The 26,583-nt window shown below is 67.2% G+C and carries 24 protein-coding genes; 11 read left to right on the top strand and 13 right to left on the bottom strand.

Annotated elements, in window-relative coordinates:
* Window positions 1–5: 5 nt before the first annotated feature.
* From FOC40_RS08585 to FOC40_RS08570, 4 genes are read right to left on the bottom strand one after another with little or no spacing between them, the layout of a single operon-like run.
* Entirely contained in the window at window positions 6–1,157 is a 1,152-nt protein-coding gene (locus FOC40_RS08585) for an AAA family ATPase (protein ID WP_003794582.1), read from the bottom strand.
* A complete protein-coding gene (locus tag FOC40_RS08580; RefSeq protein WP_039929264.1) occupies window positions 1,150–2,301 on the bottom strand; it encodes a DUF4350 domain-containing protein in 1,152 nt (383 codons plus the stop codon). The genes FOC40_RS08585 and FOC40_RS08580 overlap by 8 nt, the downstream gene beginning before the upstream one ends.
* The gene (locus FOC40_RS08575) at window positions 2,298–2,930 is read right to left on the bottom strand and encodes a DUF4129 domain-containing protein (protein WP_003794586.1); all 633 of its coding nucleotides are present in this window, start codon (window positions 2,928–2,930) and stop codon (window positions 2,298–2,300) included. Before FOC40_RS08575 ends, FOC40_RS08580 begins: the two co-directional genes overlap by 4 nt.
* Window positions 2,927–4,222, bottom strand: coding sequence for a glycerophosphoryl diester phosphodiesterase membrane domain-containing protein (locus FOC40_RS08570; protein ID WP_003794587.1), 1,296 nt, complete (start codon window positions 4,220–4,222; stop codon window positions 2,927–2,929). Before FOC40_RS08570 ends, FOC40_RS08575 begins: the two co-directional genes overlap by 4 nt.
* A gap of 142 nt (window positions 4,223–4,364) precedes the next feature.
* On the opposite strand from FOC40_RS08570, the gene mtrA reads away from it, so the two are divergent.
* The 6 genes from mtrA to secA all read left to right on the top strand — a co-directional run bounded on the left by mtrA (window position 4,365) and on the right by secA (window position 12,891).
* Entirely contained in the window at window positions 4,365–5,048 is a 684-nt protein-coding gene (gene mtrA / locus FOC40_RS08565; protein WP_003794589.1) for an MtrAB system response regulator MtrA, read from the top strand.
* Entirely contained in the window at window positions 5,029–6,648 is a 1,620-nt protein-coding gene (gene mtrB / locus FOC40_RS08560; protein WP_003794591.1) for an MtrAB system histidine kinase MtrB, read from the top strand. The genes mtrA and mtrB overlap by 20 nt, the downstream gene beginning before the upstream one ends.
* On the top strand, window positions 6,645–8,291 hold the full coding sequence (locus tag FOC40_RS08555) for an LpqB family beta-propeller domain-containing protein (protein WP_003794593.1): 1,647 nt from the start codon (window positions 6,645–6,647) through the stop codon (window positions 8,289–8,291). Before mtrB ends, FOC40_RS08555 begins: the two co-directional genes overlap by 4 nt.
* A 35-nt stretch (window positions 8,292–8,326) precedes the next feature.
* Window positions 8,327–9,043 carry a hypothetical protein gene (locus FOC40_RS08550; RefSeq protein ID WP_003794596.1) on the top strand — a complete coding sequence of 239 codons (717 nt, stop codon included), beginning with the start codon at window positions 8,327–8,329 and terminating at the stop codon, window positions 9,041–9,043.
* A 174-nt stretch (window positions 9,044–9,217) separates the two neighbouring features.
* Window positions 9,218–9,862, top strand: coding sequence for a ribosome hibernation-promoting factor, HPF/YfiA family (gene hpf / locus FOC40_RS08545; RefSeq protein ID WP_003794598.1), 645 nt, complete (start codon window positions 9,218–9,220; stop codon window positions 9,860–9,862).
* A gap of 182 nt (window positions 9,863–10,044) precedes the next feature.
* Window positions 10,045–12,891: a preprotein translocase subunit SecA gene (gene secA / locus FOC40_RS08540; protein WP_039929266.1), complete on the top strand. Its 2,847-nt coding sequence runs from the start codon at window positions 10,045–10,047 to the stop codon at window positions 12,889–12,891.
* Window positions 12,892–12,973: 82 nt separating this feature from the next.
* On the opposite strand, the gene FOC40_RS10730 is transcribed toward secA, so the two are convergent.
* The gene (locus FOC40_RS10730) at window positions 12,974–13,465 is read right to left on the bottom strand and encodes an Rv3235 family protein (protein ID WP_231126000.1); all 492 of its coding nucleotides are present in this window, start codon (window positions 13,463–13,465) and stop codon (window positions 12,974–12,976) included.
* The gene (locus tag FOC40_RS08530) at window positions 13,462–14,184 is read right to left on the bottom strand and encodes a LysM peptidoglycan-binding domain-containing protein (protein WP_003794605.1); all 723 of its coding nucleotides are present in this window, start codon (window positions 14,182–14,184) and stop codon (window positions 13,462–13,464) included. The genes FOC40_RS10730 and FOC40_RS08530 overlap by 4 nt, the downstream gene beginning before the upstream one ends.
* A gap of 129 nt (window positions 14,185–14,313) precedes the next feature.
* Between FOC40_RS08530 and FOC40_RS08525 the strand changes: the two genes are divergently transcribed.
* Window positions 14,314–14,877 carry a hypothetical protein gene (locus tag FOC40_RS08525; RefSeq protein ID WP_003794608.1) on the top strand — a complete coding sequence of 188 codons (564 nt, stop codon included), beginning with the start codon at window positions 14,314–14,316 and terminating at the stop codon, window positions 14,875–14,877.
* Here the strand turns inward: FOC40_RS08525 and FOC40_RS08520 are convergent.
* Window positions 14,874–15,086 carry a helix-turn-helix domain-containing protein gene (locus FOC40_RS08520; RefSeq protein ID WP_003793271.1) on the bottom strand — a complete coding sequence of 71 codons (213 nt, stop codon included), beginning with the start codon at window positions 15,084–15,086 and terminating at the stop codon, window positions 14,874–14,876. The genes FOC40_RS08525 and FOC40_RS08520 overlap by 4 nt on opposite strands.
* Window positions 15,087–15,282: 196 nt before the next feature.
* Between FOC40_RS08520 and FOC40_RS08515 the strand changes: the two genes are divergently transcribed.
* From FOC40_RS08515 to FOC40_RS08505, 3 genes are read left to right on the top strand one after another with little or no spacing between them, the layout of a single operon-like run.
* Window positions 15,283–15,867 (top strand): SAF domain-containing protein, encoded by a 585-nt coding sequence (locus FOC40_RS08515; protein ID WP_003794611.1) that lies wholly within the window; start codon window positions 15,283–15,285, stop codon window positions 15,865–15,867.
* Window positions 15,864–17,051, top strand: a complete 1,188-nt coding sequence (locus FOC40_RS08510; protein ID WP_003794613.1) for an AAA family ATPase — start codon at window positions 15,864–15,866, stop codon at window positions 17,049–17,051. The genes FOC40_RS08515 and FOC40_RS08510 overlap by 4 nt, the downstream gene beginning before the upstream one ends.
* A 2-nt stretch (window positions 17,052–17,053) precedes the next feature.
* Window positions 17,054–17,524, top strand: a complete 471-nt coding sequence (locus FOC40_RS08505; protein WP_003793264.1) for a DUF6912 family protein — start codon at window positions 17,054–17,056, stop codon at window positions 17,522–17,524.
* Between the two features lie 3 nt (window positions 17,525–17,527).
* On the opposite strand, the gene FOC40_RS08500 is transcribed toward FOC40_RS08505, so the two are convergent.
* Window positions 17,528–20,602, bottom strand: coding sequence for an AAA family ATPase (locus tag FOC40_RS08500; protein WP_003794616.1), 3,075 nt, complete (start codon window positions 20,600–20,602; stop codon window positions 17,528–17,530).
* Window positions 20,599–21,804: an exonuclease SbcCD subunit D gene (locus tag FOC40_RS08495; RefSeq protein WP_003794618.1), complete on the bottom strand. Its 1,206-nt coding sequence runs from the start codon at window positions 21,802–21,804 to the stop codon at window positions 20,599–20,601. The genes FOC40_RS08500 and FOC40_RS08495 overlap by 4 nt, the downstream gene beginning before the upstream one ends.
* A gap of 101 nt (window positions 21,805–21,905) precedes the next feature.
* Here FOC40_RS08495 and FOC40_RS08490 point away from each other — a divergent pair, with 101 nt between their 5' ends.
* Window positions 21,906–22,634, top strand: a complete 729-nt coding sequence (locus FOC40_RS08490) for a glutamine amidotransferase-related protein (RefSeq protein ID WP_039929531.1) — start codon at window positions 21,906–21,908, stop codon at window positions 22,632–22,634.
* 171 nt (window positions 22,635–22,805) lie between these two features.
* Here FOC40_RS08490 and FOC40_RS08485 read toward each other — a convergent pair whose 3' ends face one another.
* The 4 genes from FOC40_RS08485 to FOC40_RS08470 form a co-directional block, all read right to left on the bottom strand.
* Window positions 22,806–23,069: a hypothetical protein gene (locus tag FOC40_RS08485; RefSeq protein ID WP_131240505.1), complete on the bottom strand. Its 264-nt coding sequence runs from the start codon at window positions 23,067–23,069 to the stop codon at window positions 22,806–22,808.
* Window positions 23,070–23,608: 539 nt separating this feature from the next.
* A complete protein-coding gene (gene rsgA / locus FOC40_RS08480; RefSeq protein ID WP_003794624.1) occupies window positions 23,609–24,694 on the bottom strand; it encodes a ribosome small subunit-dependent GTPase A in 1,086 nt (361 codons plus the stop codon).
* Window positions 24,694–26,046, bottom strand: coding sequence for a 3-phosphoshikimate 1-carboxyvinyltransferase (gene aroA / locus FOC40_RS08475; protein ID WP_039929271.1), 1,353 nt, complete (start codon window positions 26,044–26,046; stop codon window positions 24,694–24,696). Before aroA ends, rsgA begins: the two co-directional genes overlap by 1 nt.
* Complete coding sequence (locus FOC40_RS08470) at window positions 26,043–26,570, bottom strand: DoxX family membrane protein (protein ID WP_003794629.1); 528 nt, start codon at window positions 26,568–26,570, stop codon at window positions 26,043–26,045. Before FOC40_RS08470 ends, aroA begins: the two co-directional genes overlap by 4 nt.
* Window positions 26,571–26,583: the final 13 nt, after the last annotated feature.

Raw genomic sequence — 26,583 nt, 5'->3', positions numbered from 1 at the left:
GGGCCTCAGCGGGGCACGGGGGTAGCCGCGAGGACGCCGGCGACGACGTCCGTGGCGGTAACGCCCTCAAGGTTGGCCTCGGCGCGCAGACCTAGTCGGTGTGCAAGCGTCACGGGAGCCATCGTCTTGACGTCGTCGGGGGTGACGAAGCCGCGGCCCTGGAGGAACGCCCACACGCGCGAGGTGCGCAGTAGTGCGGTCGCGCCTCGGGGGGATACGCCCAGACGCACGGCGGGGGAGGTGCGCGTCGCGCGGCACAGATCGACGAGATAGGCCATGACTGCCGGTGAGACCTCGATGCGGGATGCGACCGCGTGGGCAGCCTGAATGTCGGCTGCGCTGGCGACCGGGCGGATGCCGGCCTCGGCCAGCGCCATCGGACTGAAGCCCGCCTGGTGACGCGCGATGATGTCGATCTCGGCCTCACGCGACGGCAGCGGCAGCTCTAGCTTGAGTAGGAAACGGTCCAGCTGGGCCTCGGGCAGCGGGTAGGTGCCCTCGTACTCAACGGGGTTCTGCGTCGCGATCACCATGAACGGATCGGGGAGCTGGCGGGTCTCGCCGTCGATCGAGACGGTGTGCTCTTCCATCGACTCGAGGAGGGCGGACTGGGTCTTCGGAGGCGTACGGTTGATCTCGTCCGCGAGCAGTAGGTTCGTGAAGACGGGGCCCTCACGGAAGATGAACTCGGACTGTCCGGCGTCCCACACCATCGAGCCCGTGATATCGGCGGGCATGAGGTCGGGGGTGAACTGGATACGCGCCATGTCCACGTCGAGGGCGCGCGACAGGGTGCGTACGAGCAGCGTCTTGGCAACGCCGGGCACGCCTTCGAGGAGCGCGTGACCGCCCGCGACAAGAGCGACGATGAGGCCGCTGATTGCGGCGTCCTGGCCGACGACCGCCTTGCCGATCTCTGCCTTCAGGGCAAGGAGCGCCTCCTGGGTACGCTTCTCGGTCTCATCGAGCGCGCGGCCCGACCACCCCTCGCCGGTGGGCGCAGAGAACGAGGCGCGGGTGTCCTGAGGGGCGACCTGCACCTGGGGCGCGTAGGGGGCCGGCGCGCCCTGCGGAGCGTAGCCGTTCGGCGGCGCGGCGGGGATGGGGCCGGGCTGGGGCATGCCCTCGGGCGCGGGGCCGGGGATCGGGCTAGTCATGGCGAATCTCCTTTTCGAGAGCGTCGAGGTCATTGGCGAGGTGGATGAGCGCCTTTTCGGAGGTTGGGGGCGGACCCCACAGGAGGGCGGAGCAGCGCGAGGCGGGCAGGCCTCGCTGTTCCATCGCGTGAGTGAGGGCTTCCCGGTCGGCGGTGTGCGCAACGCCCAGGGCGGTCGCGATGCGCGAGGCCGTGGAGCTGCGCAGTGCCTGCGCGGCGTGCTCGTAGGCGCGCTGGGAACGCATGAGGCGGGCCTTGCCGATAAGCGTCTCGGAGGCCGGGACCTCGATGGGGAGACGTTCGGAGGTGAGGGGGCCGAGCCTGCGACCGCGCGCGAGGCCAGCCAGCAGGCAGGCGGCGATGACCATGAGGAACGCGGGCATGAGGTACGGGGAGGTGAGCAGCTCCTGCGTCGACGTGCCCGTCGGAGTATCGGTGCGCGTCGGCGAATACCAGGCGACCTTCGGGGTCCGGCCGATCGTATTGATTGCCAGCGCGGCATTTCCTCCCTCGGAGATCGCGCGGTTGCGCAGGCGCAGGGAGTCGGGGATCAGAGCGCGGAATCGGCCAGAGTCGGAGCGCTCGGCGTACGCGTAGTTCCTGCCGTCGTCGGAGAAGCACAGATTCCATCCGTCGGCCGAGCCGGACAGTACGTAGTCCGAGGCCTGCAGATGCTGGGTGCGGCCCGCAATGTCGGACGTGCAGCCGGGGGTGAGCCACGTCTTGCTGCTGTATGTGCGACTGGAACGCAAGCCCTGAAGGTAGACGGAGTAGGATCCTTGATCCTCCTCGAGGCCCACGTAGACGACGTTCGTGCGCGTCTCGATAGCCTTCGCCATCTCATCGGTCATACGCGACGGGAAAACAACGACGAGAGTTGTATTCTCGTCGACCGACGCGGCCTGCTGCGCGTTCACATCACGCACGGAAATGCCGTGGTCGCCCAGCACCTGGGCGAGGGCGCGCGCCCCATCGCCCTCCTTATTCCGAATACCGACGGGGGCGTTGTTGTACCCAGCCTTGGGCAGGATGGACGCCGCGATAGCTAACAGCAGCGAGAATACGACGATGATGATCATCGGGCGTGCTGCGGCGAAGCGCTCGCGGGCCGTCGGAGTGACGACAGCGACCTGTCTGGCTTTCACGACGCCACCTCCGCATCGCGGCACGCGCGCAGGAGGTCCGGGGTGAAGCGGCGCAACGCCTCAACCTGATCGGATGAAACGCCGGAGCGGCCGTAGCGCACCTGGTCAAAGGCCTGTGCAAACTGATCGAGCTGGGGGCCGAACATGGGCGCGACTCGCGTTGCCGCCTGCGCCGCCTCGCGCGCCGTCAAGCCGGGCGTGGACGTCACGACATCTTGAGCATCGAGGCCCAAAACCATGAGACGGTACGCCCACACGTAGGCCAGGTCCCAGTCCTGGGCTGCCACGGCCTCGTCGAACGAGGCCTGGGCCTCCGTTTCGCTTGCCTCCTCCTCGAACACGGTGCGAGAGACGCGCTTGGCGAGGCGGATCGGGTTGAGGATGAGCGCAATGAGGATTGCGGCAACCGCGATAATTCCCACGATCATAAAGATCAGGGAGACCGGGGGAGCGCCCTGCCCCTTCCACGACAGGGCCTCCCAGAACCAGTCAATGAGCGACGCAACCCAGCGCGCGATGGGGTTGGGAACATTGGCGTACTCGCCGTGAGAGAGTTCCTCAACGATCCACTCGTGCGCCTCCCCCTCATCGGGGGTCAGCGGAGCATCGCAGGAGAGCAGGCCGATCACTGCTGCTGAGCGCCTGCCTGAGCCAGGACCGAGGCGAAGTTCTCCTTACGGATACGCAGATCCGTGTACATGAGCGTCTCGAACGATGCAGAGAAAGGCAGCAACAGCGAGGAGCCGAGCATAACGAAGAATATGGCGATGGCAGAGCCGACCGGGCTTGAGGGGTCGGACGTCGCCGCGACGGATACCAGGCCGCCGATGAGGCCGATGACGAATCCAATGAATCCGCCGATGAAGCTGACGGCGAGGTTCAGCAGCAGGAAGCGGCCGAGAGTCGGCCAGAACTCACCCTTGACGAGCGACCAGGAACGCTTCAGCGAAGCGACGGGACCGATCTCCTCCAGCACCGCGCATATCGGAGCGAACAGCAGCTTGATCTGGAAGAAATACACGAGGATAAAGATGGGGATAATAGCAGCGAAGGCGACAAGCACGAGCCACCACAAATCATCGTTGCCACCCATCAGCGCGGCGAGCGAGGCGAAGACGGCGACGATCCAGAGGATGATGGGGACCCCCGTGATGACCGCGGTCAATGCGAAAGAGCCAAGGAGCGATCCGAGTCGCTTGCGCGTCATCGCCCACGCCTCGCTCAACGTCAGATTCCTACCGACCGTCATCTGTGAGACAGTCGAGGCCAGCAGGCCCGTGAGGATGGTCGTGCCCGCGAACGTGGCGATCCATTGCACCATGTTCGAAATCATTCTCAGGAGGAGAACGTTGGTGCGATCCGTCATCGATTGATGGAGTGCCTGGGGATCGTAGTCAGTATTGGCGACGGACTCGTATCCGAGGCCCGAGAGCAGGATCGACACACTGGCAATGAGCGACACGAGCAGCATGATGACGACGGTGAAGCCGAAGAGAACCTTCGGGTTCGAACGGATCGCCTCGAAGGCGCCGCTGAACAGGTCGCCGATCGTGAGAGGGCGCAGGGGGATGATGCCGGGCTTGGACTGCCACCCCCACCGGTTGGTGGTGGAGTAGCCGGATGCCCCGGGCTGGGCGTTGTAGCCAGGCTGTGCACCATAAGCGGGCTGTGCGCCGTAGGCGGGGGCCTGGGGCGCGGCGTAGCCCTGCTGGGCTCCGTATCCCTGGGTGGGCTGGGGGGCCGTGTATCCCTGCTGTGCGCCGTAGCCCTGGGTGGGCTGGGGGGCCGTGTATCCCTGCTGTGCGCCGTAGCCTGGCTGTGCGCCGTAGCCCTGCTGGGGCGTCGGTGCGCCGGACTCGGGCTGCGGCGTCCATCCCTGGTAGGGGGCGGACGGATCGGGAGAGGTCCAGGGGGAGCTCATTGATGCCTCCGTGTTGATGGTGCTTCTACAGTGTCCATCCTGCCATATGCGCAACTTGCGCGAAACCTTATCTCGGAGAGAAATTGAGGGATGGCTGCGCGATTCTCCTGCGTTCGTGACGATTTCGTGACACTATCGTGATATGAGTTCGCGCATCCTCGTCGTCGACGACGACGTCGCCCTGGCTGAGATGATCGGCATTGTCCTCCAGAACGAGGGCTATGAGGTCGTCTCCTGTGCCGACGGATCCGCTGCTTTGACTCAATTTCAAGAGCACAATCCGGACCTGGTCCTCCTGGACGTCATGCTACCCGGCATGGACGGCTTTGACGTGTGCCGCGCGATCCGTCGTGTCTCGGATGCTCCGATCGTTATGTTGACCGCCCGTTCCGACACCTCTGATGTCGTGACGGGTCTCGAGGCCGGTGCCGACGATTATGTTCCCAAGCCCTTCAAGCCCAAGGAACTTGTGGCGCGTGTGCGCGCGCGGCTGCGGGGCCGTGAGGACTCGCAGGCAGATGAGGGCCTGTCCCTCCAGGACCTGTCGATCGACGTTGCCGGCCACATCGTCAAGCGTGAGGGGCGCGTCATTGCGCTGACTCCTCTGGAATTTGATTTGCTGGTGACCCTGGCGCGCTCGCCCTGGAAGGTGTTCTCGCGCGAGGAACTCCTCGAGCAGGTGTGGGGCTACCGTCATGCCGCTGACACCAGGCTCGTCAACGTCCACGTGCAGCGCCTGCGCTCCAAGATCGAACGCGACCCGGAGCGTCCCGAGCTGGTCGTAACAGTCCGCGGGGTTGGGTACCGTGCCGGCGCAGGGGCGTAGGGACGCGCTCAAGGATCTGCTGCGTGCCGTCGCATCGTCGAGGCCGTGGTCCCTTCTCGCCTCCTCTCACCTCGCCAGTCGTATTCGGCATTCCCTGTCCGCCCGCATCGCCCTGGCAATCACGGTCGCCGCGCTCGTCATCCTCCTCGTTTTCGGGGTGATAATCGCCTCCCAGCTGCGCACCTCTATGTTCGAGACGCGCAAGGATGCAATCCTGGCTGACGCGTCCCTGCGCTTTTCATCCGCGCAATCCGTGTTCTCCTCATCCACGGCCTCGTCTCCCGCGCAGGTTCAGGAGTCCGCGCGCGGCGCGCTGGCCTCGCTCAAGGCCTCGGCGGCCGGCGCGGGTGCGACGAACGTGGCGCTGCTGCGCTCGGAGGGAGCCACGGCGTCGCTGCGCATCAACCAGATCGAGGATGAGCAGATGCGCGCACTCATCACTCCGCAGATGCGCACCGCAGTCTCGGGTGGGGGCGCACAGTGGCAGTCGGTTGGTATCCGCTCGAGCGACTCCGACAAGGTAGTCCCCGGAATTCTCGTCGGCACCCAGGTGCAGCTGCCTCGTGCGGGCACGCACGAGCTCTACATTCTCTACTCGCTATCCGCCGATCAGGCGCAGGTCGACGTGGTCCTGCGAGTCCTCGTCCTTTCTGCGCTTCCCATCATCGTGGCCCTGCCGATCGGTGTGTTCGCGCTGCTGCATCGCCTCCTCCTGCCCGTGCGAGTGACCGCGCAAGCTGCGACAAAGGCGTCAAAGGGAGACCTCGACGTGCGCGTGGATGTGCATGGGGACGACGAGATGGCCGACCTCGGGCACGCCTTCAATGCGATGACCTCCTCGCTCCAGGAGACGATCTCGCGCTACGACGAGCTCGCCAAGCTCCAGCAGCGCTTCGTCTCCGATGTCTCCCATGAGCTGCGCACCCCGCTGACAACGATCCGCATGGCGGAGGACATCGTGTGGGACAACCGGGACGAACTGCCGGCCCACGCGCGTCGATCCGCCGAGCTCCTGCACGACCAGACCGAACGCATGGAGCAGATGCTCGCGGACCTGCTGGAGATCTCCCGCTACGACGCTGCCAGTGCCCTGCTGGACGCCGAGGACCGCGACCTGCGACCGATCGCCCTGCGCGTCGTCGAAGGCTGTGCGGAGCTCGCACAGCGACAGAACGTGAGCGTCGAGATCGTGGCGCAGGGCAGAGTCGCGGCCGAGATTGATGAACGCCGTATCGAGCGCGTCATCCGTAACCTCGTCGTCAACGCGATCGAGCATGCCGACGGCACGCCCGTGACGATCACGCTCGCCGCGACCGAGACCGACGTCGCATGCCGCGTGCGCGACCGCGGGGTGGGCATGACCCAGGAGGTCGCCGACCACGTCTTTGACCGCTTCTACCGTGCCGACACCGCCCGCGCCCGCACGACTGGCGGTACTGGCCTCGGCCTCGCGATCGCAACTGAGGATGTCGCCATCCACGGAGGACGCCTGCAGGCGTACGGAGAACCCGGTCGCGGCGCGTCCTTCCTGATGACCCTGCCCAAGCGCGCCGGCGAAGAGATCGTTAGCCGCCCCCTTGCCCTGTGGGAGGACGAATGAAACGCCGCCTGATGCTACTCGCCGTGGCAGCCTGCCTGGCCCTCGCGGGATGTACCTCCCTGCCCACCTCCTCGGCACCCGCGCCCTTCGACGTGTCAGCTCGGGACGGCAGCGGCATCCAGTTTTCCGCGGAGGGCCCCTCCGACGGGGCGGACGCCGCGACCCTGGTGAGCGATTTCCTGCTGGCGTGTGCCGCCGGCCCCCAGGACGACTACGCGACCGCGCGCCTGTTCCTGAGCGCAACGTCGGCGCGTTCGTGGCAGCCGGAGATGGAAATTCTCATCTACGACACGGACGCGGCCCCCGCGGTCACCGCCGGATCCGAGAACGGCTCCGAGGTGGACGTGACGGTCTCCGTGCTCGGTGTGGCCAGCATCGACGCGTCGGGCGTGCTGACCCGCGTGGCTGCCTCGACCGTGACGCGCACCTTCAGCCTCGTGCGCGAAGACGGACAGTGGCGTATCAACAGCCCCGAGAACATGGTCCTCATGAGCCGGGCGTCTTTCACGGCCTCGTTCTCGCTCGCCAATCTCTACTTCCCAACGACAGAGGGTGGGGACCTGGTTGCCGATCCTCGCTGGTACCCGTCGCGACGCCTAGCCTCCCATCTGCTCGCGGGCCTCGTCGAAGGGCCGCGTCAATCTCTCGAGCCGGTCACGGCGAACGCTATCCCGGCGGGCACGACCGTGCCCTCCCAGGGACTCGACGTCGTCGACGGGGTGGCGCGCGTGGAACTGAACGCGGTGGTGCCCGCGACCGAGGGGGCGCGTGCGAACCTCGCGTGGGAGCTCACCCGCACCCTCACCCAGGTGGCGGACGTGTCGCAGGTGAGCGTCTCTTTGTCCGGTGACGTGCTGGATGCTCAGGGGATCCCGGTGCCCCCGACATACTCTCTCGACACTCTCGTGGGGGCGGGCCCCGACGGGGTGGGGATCGTGTCATCGTCGGGGCTCACGAGCCTGACCAGCACCACCGATGCCTCCAACCCGACAGTCTCGCCCGTGGACCCCTCGCTGGTTGCCTGGAGCGGTACCGACGGTGTGTACGCGCATCGCGGCGGAACATCGGTCGCATTCCTGCCTGGACAGGCGCCTCTCGGCCCGTCGGTGGACCGCTTCGGATGGGTGTGGGGTCCTGCCACGGCCTCGTCGGTGAGCGTCGGCGGGGGAGTCGATGGCGCGTTCAGCGTGAGCGTGGAGTCCGAGAGCGCCGGGGAGATCCACGCGGTGCGCATCTCTCCCGACGGCACGCGCGCCCTCGTCCTGCGCGGAAGCGACGCGAGCGCGTGGGTCGGTGTCGTCGAACGCGATGCCTCCGGGCACCCGCTGGCGATCCGCTCCCTCGAACAGATCCCCCTTGAACACGGCTCGGTTGTCGACGCATCATGGACGACATCGACGGGCTTCGTGCTCGTTGTGCGCACCACCGGTGAGGACGACCAGCTGGTCACGCTGCCCCTCGGCGGTCTGCCCTCGAACGTGTCCCTCCCGATTCGCGTGACATCGATGAGCGCCGGTGGGTCCTCCTCCGTGGTGGTCATCTCGGGCACCGATGCCGACGGCAAGGCGCAGGTGCTCATCCGCTCGGGCGCGCTGTGGCAAAACGCCCCCGAGTCGCTCACCTCCGCCCGATACGCGGGGTAAGAACCGTGGTGGGCGGGAGCGGAGTCCGGGGCCTGATGCGGGGGCTGGTCGGCGCGCTCCTTCCCGTGCAATGCGCCGGGTGTCGCGCCTGGGACGAGGTCCTGTGCCCGTCATGCCGCTCCCTGGCTGGCTGCCCCGCGCACGTAGCCTCCCTTGAGGGCGTGCGAGGCCCCCTTCCCCTGGTGGCCATAGGGGACTACGACGGGCCGCTGCGCCGCATCGTCCTTGCCGCCAAGCACTCCGCGCGTACGGACGTCACCGATTTTCTCGACGAGGCCGGGGCCTGCCTCGGCACCGCCCTGGGTGGGGTGCTGGGCGTGGCTGGGTCGCCCGCCGCCGGTGTGGGTTCGTTGGAGGGGAGGTCTTCGTTCACCGGGGGAGCGGTGGAGGTGTGGGTGGTGCCCGCGCCTTCTTCGTGGAAGAGACGCCTGCGGGGTAGGCAGGTGGCGCTGCCGTTGGCGCGCGCTGTTGCCCGAGCTCTGGCGGCAGGCGCGCGTCCTGGCGTGCGCGTTCGGGTGGTGGACGCTGTGCGGCTGCGCGTGGGCGCGACCTCCCAGTCGGGCAAGGCCGGGGCACAGCGTACGGTGGGGCGCATGGGGTCGATGCGTGCGCTCGCGGTCCCGGGGCATGGCGTGCGTGTTGTTGCGGTGGATGACGTGGTGACGACGGGCGCAACGGTTCGGGAAATGGAGCGTGTGTTGGGCGGTCTCGACGCGGTTGTGACTCTGTGCCGAACCGGGCTTATCTCATGACGCAGGTCACCGGCTGGGGTATGATGTGCGTACTGACTTTCGATAGCGTGAGCAGCAGGGACGCTCCTCGCGTCAGTGCGGGAGGTGATAGCTCAGACCACGGTTCGGGCAGTGAGCACCGAACAATCCCCACCTGCGGGCAACGATGCCCGCCGCACACCATGGAGGAAACACATGGACATCACCGTCGTCGCACGTAATGCCGAGATTCACCCGAATTTCCGGGAATACGTGGAGGAGAAGGTTTCGAAGATCACTCAGTTCTACCCCCGCGCTCAGCGCGTCGATGTGGAGCTGACTCACGAACGTAACCCCCGCCAGGCCGACACTGCCGAGCGTATCGAGCTGACCGTTTACGGGAAGGGCCCGATCATTCGCGCTGAGGCTCAGTCCGCTGATCGCTACGCGGCCGTCGACATCGCCGCCGGCAAGCTCTACGAGCGCCTGCGCCGCCTGCGTGATCGCGTGAAGGACCACCGTCGTCGGTACCCGCGCGACCTGGCCGAAGCCGAAATCCTCGAAGCTCCCGTCGTCGAAGAGACAGCCACATTCGAAACCGAGGCTCCCAAGCCGCTGCGCAGTGCTGAGGACCTGAAGGTCGGAGAGGCCCGTGAGGAACAGTGGGGTGATACCCCGATCATTGTCCGTCAGAAGGTGCACGAGGCCCCGCCGATGAGTGTGGATGAGGCCCTGGACCAGATGATGATGGTTGGCCACCCCTTCTTTCTCTTCGTCGACAAGGACACGAACCAGCCGTGCGTCGTCTACCACCGCCACGGGTGGACGTACGGCGTGCTTCGCTTGAACACGACAATCTGACGGTTGAAGGACCGCGGCGCCCCGGGCACCATGCCCGGGGCGCTCCCGTGTGCGCTGTGAGCGTTAAATACGTCCATAGTTCGCGCGGGCGTTTCCACTTTGGGCAGTTAGTTCGTAAACTAATGGGTGGATTTGACTGTCTGCTCTACAAGGGGGCGGGCGATTAACGTCAGGAGCTATTCGTGTCGATTATTGACAAGATCCTTCGCGCTGGCGAAGGGCGTATGCTGCGCAAGCTGGATCGGCTTGCGTCGCAGGTTGATGCCTTGCAGGAGGATTTTGAGGCTCTGACGGACGAGGAGCTGCAGGCTAAGACTCAGGAATTCAAGGATCGCCTCGAGGATGGCGAGACCCTGGACGATATCCTGGTCGAGGCGTTTGCGACGGTCCGTGAGGCCTCGTGGCGAATCCTGCGCATGCGTCCCTTCCACGTGCAGGTCATGGGTGGCATTGCCCTGCACCAGGGCAAGATCGCCGAAATGAAGACCGGTGAAGGCAAGACCCTGGTCGCCACGATGCCGTCGTACCTGCGCGCCCTGACCGGCAAGGGTGTGCACGTTGTGACGGTCAACGACTACCTGGCGAAGTACCAGTCGGACATCATGAGCCGCGTCTACAACTTCCTGGGGCTGACCTGCGGTTGTATCCTCGTGGGGCAGACGCCTGCTGAGCGCCGCGAGATGTACGCCTGCGACATCACCTACGGTACGAACAACGAGTTTGGCTTCGACTACCTGCGCGACAACATGGCGCAGGTGCCCGAGGATTTGGTCCAGCGTGGCCACGCCTTCGTCATTGTCGACGAGGTTGACTCGATCCTCATCGATGAGGCCCGTACCCCCCTCATTATTTCGGGTCCCGCTGACGGCGACCTGAACCGCTGGTACGTGGAGTTCGCCCGCATCGCTCGCCTGCTGAAGCGCGACGAGGACTACGAGGTCGACGAAAAGAAGAAGACCGTCGGCATCCTGGAGCCGGGCATCGACAAGGTTGAGGACCAGCTGGGCGTTGAGAACCTCTACGAGGCGGCGAACACCCCTCTGATCGGCTTCCTCAACAACGCGATCCGCGCCAAGGAGTTGTTCTTTAAGGACCGCGACTACATCGTGGACGGCGGCGAGGTCCTCATCGTTGACGAGCACACGGGCCGTGTCCTGCCGGGCCGCCGCTACAACGACGGCATGCACCAGGCGATCGAGGCCAAGGAAGGCGTGGAGATCAAGGCCGAGAACCAGACGCTCGCTACGATCACGCTGCAGAACTACTTCCGTCTGTACCCCGAGGGCTCGCGTTCCGGCATGACCGGTACGGCTGAGACCGAGGCCGCGGAGTTCCACTCGACCTACAAGATCGACGTCATCCCGATCCCCACGAACAAGCCGATGATCCGCAAGGATCAGTCCGACCTCGTCTATCCGACGGAGAAGGGCAAACTGAACGCGATCATCGAGGACGTCGTGGCGCGTCACGAGGCCGGCCAGCCGGTCCTCATCGGTACCGCTTCGGTGGAAAAGTCCGAGCTGCTTTCGCAGATGCTCAGGAAGAAGCACATTCCGCACCAGGTGCTCAACGCCAAGCAACACGCCCGCGAAGCCGCCATCGTCGCGATGGCCGGCCGCAAGGGCGCGGTCACGGTGGCCACGAACATGGCCGGCCGTGGTACCGACATCATGCTGGGTGGTAACTCGGAGTTCCTCGCCCAGGCGAACCTGGCTGCCGAGGGCCTCGACCCGAAGGAAAACCCGGAGGAGTACCGCGAGGCGTGGCCCAAGGCTCTCGCGGCCGCGGAAGAGGCCGTCGAGGCCGAGCGCGAGGAGGTGCGCGAGCTGGGCGGCCTGTACGTGCTCGGTTCGGAGCGCCACGAGTCGCGTCGTATCGACAACCAGCTGCGCGGACGAAGCGGTCGTCAGGGTGACCCGGGCGAGTCCCGATTCTACCTGTCGATGGAAGACGATCTGATGCGCCTATTCAACTCGGGCATGGCGCAGCGCATCATGGCTTCGGGCGCCTACCCGGAGGACATGCCGCTGGAGAACCGCATGGTGTCGCGTTCGATCGCGTCGGCCCAGCGCCAGGTGGAAGCCCGCAACTTCGAGATCCGTAAGAACGTCCTGAAGTACGACGATGTCATGACGGGTCAGCGTGAGACGATCTACGCCGAACGCCGCAAGGTGCTCGAGGGCGAGGACATGGGCCCGCAGATGCGCGCGTTCATGGAGTCCCTCGTGACCGGCCTGGTCGACGAAGCGATCGCCGACAAGCCCGTGGACGAGTGGGATCTGCCCAGCCTGTGGGAGCACCTGCGCGCCTACTACCCGCCGTCGGTCACGATCGAAGAGGTCGAGGAGGAGCACGGTGGTGCTGCGTCCCTCGTGCGCGACGATCTGGTGACCGAGCTGGTCGGCGACATCCACGCCGTCTACGCGGACACCGAGGACCGCCTGAACGCCAACCCGCTGGCGCAGGCGCAGCTGGGCGATGAGCCCATTCGTACCCTCGAGCGCCGCGTCGTCATCTCCGTGGTGGACCGCCTGTGGCGCGAGCACCTCTACGAGATGGACTACCTGAAGGAAGGCATCGGCCTGCGCGCGATGGGTCAGCGCGACCCGCTCGTCGAGTACAAGGACGAGGGCGCCCAAATGTTCCAGGCGATGGTCGAGCGCATCCGTGAGGAGTCAGTCCAGCAGGTGTTCTCCTACGCCAAGCAGTTCGAGCGCGCCCTGGCCGCCGCCGAGGAGGAGGCCGGTGGTTCGATCGCCGCCGCCAGCGTCGCTCCCGCGCAGGAGGATGCCTCGTCGTCCTCTTCTGAGCCCAGCGTCGAGGACGTTGCCGCCGCCGAGTCTGCGGCCTCTGCGGCCGCGCGCGTGGCCGTTGCTCACGCCCGTTCGGTGATGGGCAACGTGGGTCGCGCGAAGGCGCCGAGCCGCGTGAGCTACAGCTCCGCTGAGGGCACCGAGTCGGCCGCGTCCTCGTCGAGCGGTAACCGCGCGGAGCGTCGCGCTGCCGCTAAGAAGCGTCGCCGCCGCTGATCGGTACACGTCACGGGTGAGGGGGTTCCTGTGGGAGCCCCCTCACCCGTTTGTGTATCCGTCGAGCCGCGCGGCCGGTCCGTCAGGCGAGTTCGAGGGCCGTCGTGATCCAGCGTCCGTGGTACTCCTCAAGGCGCAGAGCAAGGGCGTAGGTGCGTGACACGGTGGAGACGATGACGGCGGCCTCTGTTGTGCGCTCGTCAAGGGGACACGTGCGCACGTGGACGGGCCTTGTTCCCCGCGCGCAAGGGGATAAGTGGACGCATGCGAGGGCTCCGTAGAGGTCGGGCAACATCCAACGGCGTAGCTGGGGTGCCTGACGAACGCCCGTGACGACCTCGACGATGGCGCGTGCGAGGTTCGCCGCCCACGGTCCGGGATCCGGGAGATTCTGCCGTGGGAGGGTGACGTAGTGGGTTGGTGTCGGCGATGTTGCCGCCCTGTAGACCAACTGAGGATCCTGACTCCACCGGAACGGGGTGGGCTGGATCGGACGGGTGGGGGTGGGCCTCGTGCTGGTCCGTCGTCTGGGGGCCTCGGAGGCGCGAGGCCGGGGCGCGATTTGGGTGCTCATGGCAGGTCCTGGGGGATGGCGAGTGTCTGTCCGGGGTAGATGAGAGCGGGGTCGTGGACCGATTCGGCGTTGGCCGCGTGGATTGCCCGCCACGTGGCGTCGATGTGCGCATCATCGGCGTCGGGGCGCAGGGAGGCGGCGATCGACCAGAGTGAATCGCCCGGCGCGACCGTGATTGAGGTAGGGTGATCGGGCGTATCCGCGTCCGGTGCATCCTGCGCGGGCACGGGCAATGTGGCCGGAGCAGTCTGTGTCGCCTCCTGGTCGGGGGAAGGGGCTCCGGGGGTATCCGCCCATGTCAGTGAGACGGTGGGGGAGGTCTGTTCCTGCGGTGCTGCCAGGGAAGCCGCGGCGGGTGCACCGGTGACGAGTGTGGAGCCAATCAATGCGCTGGCTCCGGCGCGAGCCAGAAGCGACCGCGAGAGACGGGTGCCGCAACGGGAGACAAAGAAACGTGCAGCTGTGCGCGCCGCTGGGGGAGCAACGCGCAGGAGCGCGAGGTGAGCGCATGCTGAGCATAGGAGACTCCACGCCAGGAGTGCGAGGGCAGCAATGCCGAGAACCCAGAGGATGAGCGTCTCGGGACGCTCCGCGCTTAGGGGTGGAGCGAGGCGGGAGAGATAGAGTGCGTCGAGGAGGCACAGCGGGGCACCAACGAGCCAGAGAAATGCGTCGGTGAGGTGTGATTGGCCGGCGACGGTCAGTGAATCATCAGTCATGGTGAACTCTTCATTGAGTGGACGGATTCGATACCTTAACTATCCGCTTTATAGTGCACTATGTCAATAGATGTTAGTTTATGTTATCTAAATGTGATGTGTGGCGCATGAATGTGGCATCGTAGGGGCATGGATATGTCAGCGTTCATTGCCGAGCTAGAAGCACAATTTGATGATGAGCGCGGTCGCGATCTCGATGCGCTCATCGACGAACTCACCGATGCTGAACGCGCCTCGGTCAGCCTGTCTGCCCGCCTGGCCGGTGCAGACGGTGATATTACACTGGCGCTGCGAGGGGGTTTGACGATCACTGGGGCGGTGCTCGATTCGACCCGCTCGTGGGTGCTCCTGCGCGGAGGTCGCGACGATAGCCTGATCATGCTCTCCGCAATCGTCGCGGCCTGGCCCCTCGGGCGCAGTGTTGCGCGCGAGTCCTCCGTGCGAGGAGGCGTCGGCGTTGGCCATGTCCTGCGCGAACTAGGTGCACGCGGTGTCGGAGTCGTCATCGAATCCGACGGGGGTGACCATCGGGGGATCATCGACGCGGTCTATGCGGACCACGTCGATGTCGCCCTGGATGGAGAGGCCTTCGCCTATGACGACCGGGATGAAGTAGGTGGCATGACCGTGTCGCTGGCACTTGCGGGGCTTCGTCGACTCCGCGTGCTCGGCCAGCGATGGTCGGACGACTAGTGAGCGTTCTCCGCCTTCTGACGCTCGCGCGTCGCGGCGTATTGATCCTGGATGAACTGCTCCAGGACCGATTCTTCGATCCTCCACACATGCTTGCCGCCGACCTGAATGGCCGGGAGCTCGCCGGAGGAAACGAGGGCGCGGGTGGCTGACATCGTGAGATTCAGGGTCTCGGCGACGTCAGCGAGAGTGAGGAATCGTGTTGCCATGGCACTACGCTATCAGTTGGGGTTGCTTCGTTTGATTGGTTTGAGTCAGCAATTTTTTATGCGTCATCTCACCGATCGGATCGGTTGGTTCTGATGAATAGTCGACAACCTACCGCTTTTTCGGATGAGCGTGCATCATAGAAGAGTGAAACGCGTCTCAGCTTCAGTGTCGATCCCGACGCGCGCCCCCGGCAAGATGGACCGTCGATTCGTTATCGGCTTGGTCCTTATCATCGCGTCCCTGATCGCATTCAGTGCTCTCAGCGGCCTCCTGCGGGGAGGAAGCCGCGTCTACACCGCGACGACGACCATCGCCCCGGGGGAAACCCTCACTGCGGACAATGTCCGAGAGGTTGTCCTCAGCGTCGACTCGGACGTCTACGTTCCCACGTCCGAGGCCCCCATGGGGTCCGTCGTGACTCGGCAGATCACCCCCGGCCAGATCGTCATGCGCACGGATCTGTCGCAGGGGGACAGCGGAACAGTGCAGACAGACATGCTGCGCGTGGCCGTCACGGTCAGTGCCGGGCTGCCCGACGGGGTCGCTGACGGAACGCGGATTCGGCTGTGGACGATCCCCGCGCGCACGCAGGGACAGGCTGGCAATCAGGCGCGCGAGATCGAGGGGACCTTCACCTTCGTGCGTCGGATCGAGGCCTCGTCCCAGTCGCACCGTGGCCAGCGGATCGAGATCCTCGCGAACGCCCAGTCCATGCCGGTCCTCCTCGCCGCGCAGTCCTCGACCGACGAGCTGGCCGCAGTCCCCGTGGGGGCGCCGTGAGCTCCGTCCACGGGGTAGTCGTCCTCGCCGATCAGCGCTACGAGGCACCCCTCATCCAGGCGATTCAGGCCCGATCGGATGTCCTTGCCATCGTCCGGCGCTGCGCTGACCTGGCTGAGGTCGTCGCCGCGGCCCGCGCCGGCCTCGCCGACCTCGCGGTCATCGACGGATCCGACCCCGACCTGACGATCGAGACCGTTGAATCGCTGCGCGCTTGCGGCATGGTCGTCGTTGCCCTTGCGCCCCATCACGAGCGCTCCCGCCTCATCGCTCTGGGGGTCGCCTCGGTCGCCGCGCCCGGCAGCCCCGACCAGGTCGTCAACTCTCTCATCGCGGCGACGCGCACGCGCCGCTCGACCCCTGCCACGGCCTCGTCCGCACCACCGCCGCCTCCTCCGCCCTCCGCTCCGGGCAGCGTGCTGGCCGTCTGGGGGACATCCGGTGCGCCCGGGCGTACGACCCTCGCTGTCGGTATCGCGACCGCGCTGTCCGCCCACGGGCCCACCCTCCTCGTCGATGCGGACACCGCCAACCCGACGATCGCGCACCTGCTGGGCCTTCCCGTCCATGCGTCGGGTCTGTCAACCCTCGCGCGTACGGCCTCGCGCGGCCCCATCACGCCCGCGGACACGCTCGGGGCAGCCGTCATGCGCTCCGAGAACCTGCACGTCATCACGGGCCTCGTGACGCCACACCGCTGGCGAGAAGTGAGCAAACCCGGTATCGAATCCATCGTCGGGGCACTGCGCCTGAGCGCCCGTTACTCGGTCGTTGATATTGCGTCGACCTCGCTGGAAAAGGCCTCGCGCGGGGCCAGCCGTGACGATGCCGCGCTCGGGGTGCTTGAGCGCGCCGATCGGCTCGTCATCGTCGCGCGCGGTGATATCGTCGGCATCAACCGGCTCTCGTTCCTAGCGCGGTGGTGGGAGGCACAAGAGCGCGCCATTCCGGTCGAGGTGATCGTCAACCGCGTGAGCACCGCGGATATCGGCCCGCACCCGGTGCCCTCCCTGCAGGCGGCGATCGGCGCTTTCATGCCCGACTGCATTTTCCACGTCGTTCCCGAGGATGAGGGGGTTGGGCGGGCTTCCCTGCGAGGCAAGGCTCTGGGAGAAAACGGTGCGCGTTGCGACGCATCCGACGCGTTGCAGGCGATTGTCGAGCAGTGGGTGCCTACACTGTGACCATGCGCGTCTATGTTCCCGCCGTCCTGTCCGACCTGTGCGTCCCGCTGCCGCCCGTGCGCAGCGGCGTCCTGTGTGTGCCCGAGGCCGGCATGAGTGGAGAGGATATCGAGGTCCTCGAGGACGACGCCATCACCGAGGCGGCGCTGTCCTCCCTCGAACTGGCGCGTGAGACGGAGGGAGCGGGCGTCGCTCGCGTCGTCCTGGCCGTCGACACCCCCACCTCGACGACGCTGACCCCCGGCGAGCAGATCGAACCCCACATCTTCGCGGCCCCGGCCTTCGAATACACCTGGTCGGACGTGGCCGCTATCCTCGCGGACCTGCCCGACGCCTCACCCGCAGTGCAGGCCGTCCTGAGCGCCGATACGCAGGAGAGCGCCGACGAGGCCGTGGCCGCCCTGTGGGAGTCCTCCCTGGCGTGGTTCGACCGCTCCGAGCGCCCCGCCGTCCTCGCCCTGCACCAGGGCTGACACCTACGCGCGCACGCTGAGGGTCGATCCGCCCTCCGGCAGAGGTCGCACCTGGATCTGATCCGCGATCTGGGTCGCCATCTCCTCGACGTGCGAGATGACGCCGACCGTGCGTCCCGCGCAGCGCAGCGCCTGGAGCTGCGCCATGACCAGGCTCAGCGTGTGCGAGTCGAGCGATCCGAAGCCCTCGTCGATGAACATCGTGCGCAGCTCGACGCCTCCGGCCTCGGCTGAGACGACGTCCGCGAGGCCGAGCGCCAGCGCGAGGGACGTGTAGAACGTTTCCCCGCCCGACAGCGTGCGCGGGCTGCGTAGCGCGTCCGTATCGTGATCGACGATTGCCAGGCCCAGGCCGGACTTGCGCGAGGCGGTGCCGTCGTCGGGGACGGACACGAGCTCGTAGCGTCCCGATGAGATTGCCGCGAGGCGCGGGTTCGCGGCCGCCAGGACCTCCTCTAGTCGCGCGATGAGCACCCACGCCGACAGGGGAGTGGAGGCCAGGTTCTCCGGGCCGGATGCCGCGGCAATGTCTGCCAGGCGGCGGATGGGCCCGGCCTGCTCCCGGGCACGCCCGAGCGCCTCCAACGCCTGCTCGAGGGAGGCGTGGGCGGCGTCCAGCTGAGCGCAGTGCTGCTCGAGAATACCCGAAGCTCGGGCCGCCATAGCGGCGTCCTCCTCGGCCTTGCGGGCGGTCTCGGTGAGGGCCTCAAGGTCCGGCGCGGGCGCTGACGCCGCACGGGTCAGGCGCTCCGAAGCAAGCGCTTCGCGTGCCGCGAAGAGTGCCTTCTCATGCGCGGCCACGCGCGCCTCGAGAGCCTCGACCTGGGGGAGTGGAAGCAGGAGCGTGCGCCACGAGTCCGCCTCGAGGCCCTGTTCCTCAAGTGCATTCGCAAGGGATCGCTGCGCCTGCGCGAGCGCGGCGCGGGCATTGTCCCAATCGGCGCAGGCCACGGCCAGGGCTGCCGCCCGGTGTGCGCGCTCATCCAGGGCTGTAGCGCGCGCATCGAGGGAGGTGTAGTCGGCGCGCTCAGTCTCCACGCGGGCCTCAGCCGCAGCCAGAGCAGATGTGCGCTCCTGGAGGGTGGACGCGAGGGAAGCGGCGGTCTCTCGGGCGCTCGCGAGGGAGTCCGTGAGGCCGTCGAGGCGGGCGCGCTCCTGCGCGAGGGCCGCCTCGATCTCTGTGATCTGCGGGCTGAGAGCCTTGAGCTTCGCAACGAGCTCGGCGGCTCGATCCCGCTCGGTTTCGAGCGTTGGCGTGGGGGCGCCGGCCACCTCGTTGAGCTGGGCGATACGACGCACAAGATCCTGGTGGCCAGCCTGCGCATCCCGCAGCGCGGCCTCCGCATGGTCTCGCGCCTGGTCGAGCTCCGCGACCTGCTCGCGCGTGATCTCCCCGTCCGCGGCCGGTGCGGGATTGGGGTGAGCGGTGGAGCCACACACGGGACAGGGTATGTCCTCCTCGAGTTCGCGTGCGAGCGCCGATGCGCTCTGCGCGATCCACAGGTCGTGGCCGTCCGCCGCCGCGGCATTCGCAAGCTTCGCGGCGACCGTGGCCTCGCGCAGCTCGTCCGATGCTCCGAGGAGGGCCGAGCGCAGCAGGTCCGCCTGCATGGAGGCATCCAGGCGCTCGTTGAGGGCGCGCAGCGCGGACGCGGCCTCGGGCAGCGTGTCGGCATCCGCTCGCATGAGGCGCAGGGCCTCGGAGGCCTGCTCGATGCGCAGGGGCAACGTCTCGCGCTCGGCCTCGATCGACGCGATGCGCGCCAATGCCTGCTCATGCTGGGAGCGCAGCGAGTCGATGTGGGTGCGCACTTCGGGCAGCGAGCGTTCGACGGCCAGGGCCTCCTCGAGAGAACCGCGCGTGCGCGTCGCCTCGCCGCGCAGGTCCTGCGCCCGCTTGCCGAGAGTGGCCACGGCCTCGGGTGTCAAGGATGTGGAATCGATGGAATCTTCGTCTCCGAGAGCAGGGGATAGGGCCGCAACCTGGTCTCCCGCAGCCTCCAGACGAGCGCGTGCCGAGGCCTCGGCCGCGTCGAGGGGAGCCACGGCCAGCGCTCGGCGGGCCTGACCCGCGCGCTCACGGTCGGATGCGATTGCTCCCTCCGATGAGGTGAGCTCGGTGAGCGTCGCGCTGAGGCGTGCGTGCTCCGCTTGAGCCTCAGCCAGGGCACGCCCCTCGGACAGGGCGCGGGAAGCCTCGCGCGCGGTTGCCGTGGCCACCTCGGCAACGTGCAGGGTCTGTGCGTGCGCCTCGCGTGCGCGCTCGCATGCGTCCTCGGCCCAGCGCGTCACGGCGCTGGAATCCTCCGCGCCCGCATCCAGCTGATCGGCCTCCTTGGCGTCGGCCGCACGGCCGTCGGCGGCAGACCCGTCCTCAGTGCCGTTCTCGGCAAAGGCTGCGTCCAGTGAGCGCACGCGCTCGAAAGCGCCGATGGCAGCCACGCGCCGCTCTTCGATGCCGCGTTTCGACGAGGTGGCCGCATCGACGAGGGCCTTCGTGAAGTCCACGTAGATCTGCGTGTCGAAAATGTCGCGCAGGATCTGCTCGCGAGCATCCGATGTGGCGTTGAGGAACTGGGAGAACTTGCCCTGCGGGAGCACGATCGTCTGCAGGAACTGGTCCTTATCCAGGCCCACGATTGCCGGAATTTCTGAGCCCACGTCGCGGGGACCCGACGCGATCGGCTCCACCGTACGCCACCCGTCCGGCGCGTCCGGATCCTCCACGACTCGCATCAGCGTCGACTTCGAATTGCGCTGCGACTTCTTGCCCGCCGGGGTGTACGCGGGGGTGCGGGTCACCCGGTAGATGCCCGTCCCCACCTCGAACACCAGGTCCGCCTCCGACGGATCCGAATCCGAGATGTGGTTGGACCGCAGGCGGTCCTTCGACGCGTCCTTCGTGCGCGCCACGTCGCCGTACAGGGCGAAGGTGATCGCGTCGATGAGCGTGGACTTGCCCGCGCCCGTCGGTCCGTCCAGCAGGAACAGCCCCGAGTCCTCGAAGGCCGAAAAGTCGACCGTATGCTCGCCCGCGAAGGGGCCGATGCCCACAATACGTAGCCACCGAATCTTCACTGCATGTCCTTTCCTCGAAGCTGCGCCCACACGTCCAGGGCCAGCTCGCGCTCCTGAGCGCTTAGCGCCCGCCCGCCCACGGCCTCGTAAAACTCCTCCGTGACCTCGCGCGGATCGCGGGACGCGCGCACGGTCATCGCGGGAGCGAGCGCGGGGGCCTGGGAGGGACGGTGCACGACGACCAGGGCATGCGGGTAGACCTCCCGGATGCGAGGAACCATGCGCTCGGGGCGCGCGTCGTCCGTGACCGTGATCGACACGTACGAGGCCGTGGTGGCCTCGTCGGGATCCGCGAGCAGCTCATCCATGGTTCCCTCGAGTACCGCGATGCCCCGCAGCGTGGGGATGGGCACCACCTCGATGTCGGTCACCGAGGTGGCATCCGTGGTCAGGAGGGTGATCGACTTGGTGGCCCCGGCCTCGGAGAATGAATACGCGATGGGGGAGCCCGCGTAGCGGATCGGGACGGATGCACCCGAGATGTCCTGCGGGCGGTGCAGGTGCCCGGCCGCCACGTAGTCCAGGCCGTGGGTCAGGGGCTCCTCGTCCCCGAGCGTGTCGAACAGGTCCGCCGATACGGAGGGGACGCCGCCCACCTGGATGTCGCGCTCCGAATCCGAGGCCTGGGCGCCCGTCACGAAGGCGTGCGGCATCGCGATGGCCGGGCGCTCGTCGCCCGCGTCGCGCCGAGCCGAAAGGTCCGCGCGCACCCGGCGCAACGCCGCCCCCAGAACCGCCTGGTGGGAGCGAGGCAGGGGAGTGGGTAGGTCGGCCTCGCCCCGCGCAGGCAGGTCCGACAGACTCTGGCGCACGAGGTCGGGCTCCAGGTAGGGCATCGGGTACACGAGAGCACCCCCGGCCTCGACGGGCGTGCCGATCGCCTCCGGGTCCGTCACCACGTGCAGCGAGGGGGTGAGCATGTCGGCGAACAGCCCCAGGCGAGCAGCCCCATCGTGGTTTCCCGACGTCAGGATGAGTGTCGTGATCTCCGTCAGCTCGCGCAGGGCGCGGCGCATCCGAGCGAGCGCATCCACGGGCGGGACCGCGCGGTCGAACACGTCGCCCGAGATGAGCACGGCATCCACGCCGCGCTCACGCACCAGGGCCACCAGCCACTCAATGAACGCGTCCGCGCTGTCTCCCAGGGACGCGCCGTGCAGCGTGCGTCCCAGGTGCCAGTCGGAGGTGTGCAGAATCAACATGCTTCCAGTGTGGCAGAGGCCGCCCACATCTGCGTCCGTCACACACGCTTGGAGAGCGGACACGAGCTGCACGCGTGCGCTCAGCCGATAGCATGGTGGGCATGACCAAGCCCTTCCTCATGCTGACCTCGCGCGACGACGGCCCCGTCCTGGCCGCCGAGTGCGCCGACCTGCCTCGTTTCTCTGGACTCACCCCCGACCAGGTACGACAGGTGCGCATGGAGAGGGAGCTGCCCGACCTCGACCTGTCCGAGTACTCGGGCGCGTTTGTCTGCGGGTCCCCGTGGGACGCGAACGCCGACGACCACCTGAAGGAAGCGCGCCAAGTGCGCGCCGAGGCCTGGCTGCGGTCCTTCTACGACCGGGCGCTCGGCGAATCTTTCCCGATCCTGGGCCTGTGCTACGGGCTGGGTACCCTCACCCTGCACTTGGGCGGCGTCATCGACACCCACCACGGCGAGGAAATCAGCGGCATCGCGCTGACCAAGACCGATGCGGGGCGCGAGGACCCGCTCCTGGAGGGCACTCCCGACCGCTTCCACTCCTACGTCGGCCACCACGAGGCCGTGCGCGAGCTGGCCCCCGGCATGCAGGTCCTCCTGGCCGGTGACGACACCCCGATCCAGATGGTGCGCGTGGGCGAGGCAGCGTGGGCGACCCAGTTCCACCCCGAGATGGACCTCGAGGGCGTCAACGTGCGCATCGACCAGTACGCGGGCCGCTACTACCCGGCCGACAAGGCCGAGGCAATCCGCGCCCAGGTCGCGACCGTGGACACGGATCCCTCACGCCTCGTCCTCCAGAACTTCGTGCGTCGCTTCCAGCGCTGACACTCGCCCGGCGGGCGGAGCCGCGCGCCCAGGTCCCGGCTCTAGCGGGCTGGGGGAATCAGCCCGCGGCGGCGAGCACGCCGCCTGGCCGGGGAGATCATGATGGAGAAACAGATGGCCACCAACTCGGAGCCCATGAGGACGAGTTGGTGGCACATCATGATGGGTGGCCTACGGTATTTCTGAGGCGTGCTGTTGTTCCTCGCGTCGGTGGCGTGCTCGTTCGATCATCATTGGAATTCGATGAATCAGCAACAAGATCATTCCGCTGTAGAAGCACCAGTTCATTGGTGTTCTACCCGTGACTATCGAATATGAGACAGTGCCGACTAAGAGGATGCAGGCCGCCGTTAATAGCATCTTCGCTGCAACGTGACCAATGCTTGTGTTGTTCATCGGTGCTTGCTGCGGCGAGGTCAAATCAAGGGCGTTCATTTCACACTCACCTGTTGTAGCAGTAGCTGTGCTGGCGGCATTCGCCTTTGAACCCTTGGCTCCACCCTAGGTACCCGAGCCAGACGGCAGGCGAGACGGAAGCTGCTGCCTGGAGAACGTGACCGAATGAACCGTTCCACATGCTCCACGTTACCTCGCCCGACTTTGCACGTGAGACGCCGTCGTTGTAGGCGATGGCGTACCCAAGCGCTAGTATTCCGATAATTTCTCCGACAACCTGCGTGCCCTCGGTCGATTCCATCTGCTCGACTGCCGCTTCACCCGTTGGGGCGATGGTTGATCGACCAGCGGCTTGTGTGGGGAGAACCATGCCTGCCGACAGGAGTGCTGCGCAGGCGAAGGATACGAGAGCCCTGATAGCAGTTTTCATAATGATCACGTCCTTGTGGTCAGGTGTAGCGACCGCCGCTACATTTCTATTATTGACTGTCCTGATGACCTGTCAAGCATTCCAATTAGTGAAAGATGTTACATTACGCCCTTATTGTTTGTAATATTTTGCGAATGTGATATTGGGGTTACCGGGTGGCCTTGCTGGCAGCCTCCGCCGTGGCCACGGCCTCGAGGAGCCTGCGCACCGACGCCACGCGGGAGGCGCGCTCGGAGCGCACCCGATCCGCATCGCCGTCCCCGGCCTCGTCGAGGGTGAAGGGGCCGGTGGCGCGCGCGTAAGCGTCAAGCGCGCACGAGGGTTCCTCCTCGCCGTGCGAGCACAGCGGCAGGCACCAGGCGGCGGCCTCTGCGACGTCCGGGAAGACGCCGAGCACGTCGGCGACGCTCACGTGTCCCAGGCCGAAGGATCGCACGCCGGGCGTATCCACGATCCAGCCTCCCTCGTCCAGCTCGAAGGCCTCCGAGGATGTGGAGGTGTGGCGCCCGCGCCCCGTCACCTCGTTGACGTGGCCCGTCGCGCGGCCCGCGCCCGGCACCAGGAGGTTGATGAGCGTGGACTTTCCGACCCCCGAATGCCCCACGAGCACCGACCAGTGGCCGGCCAACAGGGCCCGCAGCTCGGCGACGCCCGGGTCGGCCTCCCCGGCCTCGGCGCTCGTGAGCACCACCCGCAGGTCGAAGTCCTCGTAGGCGGCGATCAGCTCGTCCGCGCTGGCCAGGTCCGCCTTCGTCAGGACGAGGACGGGGTCGAGGCCCGCCTCGAAGGCGGCGACCAGGCAGCGGTCGATCATGCCGGTGCGCGGCGGGGGATCCGCCAGTGCGACGACGATGCACATGGTGTCGGCGTTCGCGACGATCGCCTTCTCGCCTCGCTGATCCGGGGCGTCCTCGAGGGAGCGGCGCAGCACCGAGGAGCGTTCCTCGACGGCGACGATGCGCGCGAGCGTGTCGGGGCGCCCCGACAGGTCGCCGGTGAGGCGCACGCGGTCGCCCATGATGATGGAGCCGCGCCCCAACTCGCGGGCGCGCACGGCGACCACACGGGTGCCGTCCGCCTCCAGGCTCACCTGGTAGCGGCCGCGGTCGATGCCGATGACGCGGCCCAGCGGCTTGGAGGACCAGTCGGGCCGGTCTTTTGTGCGGGGGCGTGAGCCCTTGCCGGCGCGTACGCGCACGCGCGGGTCGTCGGTTCCCGTGTCGCGGCGGGCCATCACTCCTCCTCCTCGATCGACGAGGCCGGGGCAGCCTGGGTGCTTTCCTCACCGTTTTCGCTCACGAGCGAGGCCCACATGGCCTCGAAGGTCGGCAGCGTCTTGGAGGTGCAGGCGATGTCGTCGACCGTGATGCCGGGCGTGATGAGGCCCAGGATCGCGCCGAAGGCCGCCATGCGGTGATCCGCGTACGAGCGGATCTGCGCGGCGTGGAGCGGGCGCGGCGTGATGATCAGTCCGTCCTCGGTCTCTTCGGCCTGCCCGCCGGCGCGGTTGATCTCGGTGACCAGGGCCGCCAGGCGGTCCGTCTCGTGTCCGCGCAGGTGCGCGATGCCGCTCAGGTGCGAGGGGGTCGAGGCGTATGCGCAGATCGCGGCCAGGGTGGGGGTGAGCTCTCCGACCTCAGCCATCGTGGCCTTGATGCCCGGGTAGTTGCCGGCGCCGGGACCCGTCAGGGTCAGGCCCTCCTCGTCCAGGGTGATGGTCGCGCCCATGTGACCGAGCAGTGCGCGCCAGGCGTCGCCCGCCTGCGTCGTTGCCTCCGGCCACGCTGGGATACGCACGCGCCCGCCCGTCACCATCGCTGCTGCCAGGAAGGGGCCGGCGTTGGACAGGTCCGGCTCGACGGTGATGTCGCCGCCGATGGGGCGCGATGGGAAGATGTGCCAGGTGGACAGGTTCGCGCGGCCCTCGTCCACGACCTCCAGGTCGATGCCCGCGCCCGCGAGGGACGCCAGCGTCATCTCCACGTGTGGCATTGATGGGATGACGCCCGGAGCCGAGACGAAGAGAGGATCGCCGACCAGGGGAGAGACGAGCAACAGGGCGGAGAGGAACTGCGAAGAGGACGAGGAGTCTACCCATGCCTGCGCGCCCAGCGGCGTGTGGATCGGGCCTTGAATCGTGAAGGGCAGGTGCCCGCGCTCACCGTGATACGTGACGGTCGCGCCCATGCGCACCAGGGCGTCCAGGAGCGGGCCCAGCGGGCGTGCGTAGGCCTGCTCGTCCCCGTCGAAGAGTGTCTCCTCGGGGGACAGGGCCGCCAGGGGAGGCAGGAAACGCATGACGGTGCCGGCCAAGCCGCACTCGATGCGACCGCCGCGCGGCGGCAGCGACATCGGTGTGACGCGCAGGATGCCCGCGCCCTCGTCCTCGACGTGTGCGCCCATCACCTCCAGGGCAGCCGCGAACAGGCGCGTGTCGCGCGCGTCCAGGGCACCCCGAATGACGGAGGGAGAATCGGCGACGGCCGCCAGGTACAGGGCGCGCGCCGTGATTGACTTCGAACCCGGCACCTCGACCGTGGCATCCACGGGGGAGGTGGGCAGGGGAGAGGGCCAGGGCGCGCTCACGAAGCGGTGCCGCTCAGACGCTCCACAACGGCGGCCTCGGCCGCAGCGATCGCACGGCGCTGGTCGCGGCGCATCGCGTGGGCGACGAGGGCCGAAGGCTGGCCGACGCGGTCCGTCGACGCGAGGAGGACGCCCGCAGCCAGGCCCGCCTTATTCAGCGTGCGGTAGCGACGGCGCTTGATCTGCTCCTTGGGCAGGCCTCGCGTCGTGCCAGGCAGGGGAGCGTTCACGAGGGCCATGGGCGCGCCGATCGCAGCCAGGGTCAGGGCGGCCACGCGGGGCTTGCGGCCCAGCGCGAAACGCAGGCCGGCGACAACCATCACCGCGCCTGTCACGCGGGTGGCAACGGCCAGCTGCTGATCCGTCAGCGGATCCAGGCCGACCGCGTGGGTCGCCTTATCGATGAGAGGGCGAACGCCCGCGGCGCGCTCCACGTGGAAATGCGGATGCATGAGGGCATCAACCCCGTCGGCGATGAACGGGGCGGCGAGCAAAGGACGGGCAACAACGCGCAGCAGATTCATACCCCTATTGTTC

The sequence above is a fragment of the Schaalia odontolytica genome, from assembly GCF_009730335.1.
GTDB lineage: Bacteria > Actinomycetota > Actinomycetes > Actinomycetales > Actinomycetaceae > Pauljensenia > Pauljensenia dentiphila.
The sequence above is the reverse complement of the archived record's forward strand: the minus strand, read 5'-3'. Positions and strand labels throughout refer to the sequence as shown.

Bases quoted from the DNA above. Each gene is read 5' to 3' on its own strand.
- FOC40_RS08585 (WP_003794582.1), bottom strand. From the start codon at position 1,157: ATGACTAGCCCGATCCCCGGCCCCGCGCCCGAGGGCATGCCCCAGCCC.
- FOC40_RS08570 (WP_003794587.1), bottom strand. From the start codon at position 4,222: ATGAGCTCCCCCTGGACCTCTCCCGATCCGTCCGCCCCCTACCAGGGA.
- mtrA (WP_003794589.1), top strand. From the start codon at position 4,365: ATGAGTTCGCGCATCCTCGTCGTCGACGACGACGTCGCCCTGGCTGAG.
- FOC40_RS08555 (WP_003794593.1), top strand. From the start codon at position 6,645: ATGAAACGCCGCCTGATGCTACTCGCCGTGGCAGCCTGCCTGGCCCTC.
- FOC40_RS08550 (WP_003794596.1), top strand. From the start codon at position 8,327: ATGCGGGGGCTGGTCGGCGCGCTCCTTCCCGTGCAATGCGCCGGGTGT.
- hpf (WP_003794598.1), top strand. From the start codon at position 9,218: ATGGACATCACCGTCGTCGCACGTAATGCCGAGATTCACCCGAATTTC.
- FOC40_RS10730 (WP_231126000.1), bottom strand. From the start codon at position 13,465: ATGAGCACCCAAATCGCGCCCCGGCCTCGCGCCTCCGAGGCCCCCAGA.
- FOC40_RS08530 (WP_003794605.1), bottom strand. From the start codon at position 14,184: ATGACTGATGATTCACTGACCGTCGCCGGCCAATCACACCTCACCGAC.
- FOC40_RS08525 (WP_003794608.1), top strand. From the start codon at position 14,314: ATGGATATGTCAGCGTTCATTGCCGAGCTAGAAGCACAATTTGATGAT.
- FOC40_RS08520 (WP_003793271.1), bottom strand. From the start codon at position 15,086: ATGGCAACACGATTCCTCACTCTCGCTGACGTCGCCGAGACCCTGAAT.
- FOC40_RS08515 (WP_003794611.1), top strand. From the start codon at position 15,283: ATGGACCGTCGATTCGTTATCGGCTTGGTCCTTATCATCGCGTCCCTG.
- FOC40_RS08505 (WP_003793264.1), top strand. From the start codon at position 17,054: ATGCGCGTCTATGTTCCCGCCGTCCTGTCCGACCTGTGCGTCCCGCTG.
- FOC40_RS08495 (WP_003794618.1), bottom strand. From the start codon at position 21,804: ATGTTGATTCTGCACACCTCCGACTGGCACCTGGGACGCACGCTGCAC.
- FOC40_RS08490 (WP_039929531.1), top strand. From the start codon at position 21,906: ATGACCAAGCCCTTCCTCATGCTGACCTCGCGCGACGACGGCCCCGTC.
- FOC40_RS08485 (WP_131240505.1), bottom strand. From the start codon at position 23,069: ATGAACGCCCTTGATTTGACCTCGCCGCAGCAAGCACCGATGAACAAC.
- rsgA (WP_003794624.1), bottom strand. From the start codon at position 24,694: ATGGCCCGCCGCGACACGGGAACCGACGACCCGCGCGTGCGCGTACGC.
- FOC40_RS08470 (WP_003794629.1), bottom strand. From the start codon at position 26,570: ATGAATCTGCTGCGCGTTGTTGCCCGTCCTTTGCTCGCCGCCCCGTTC.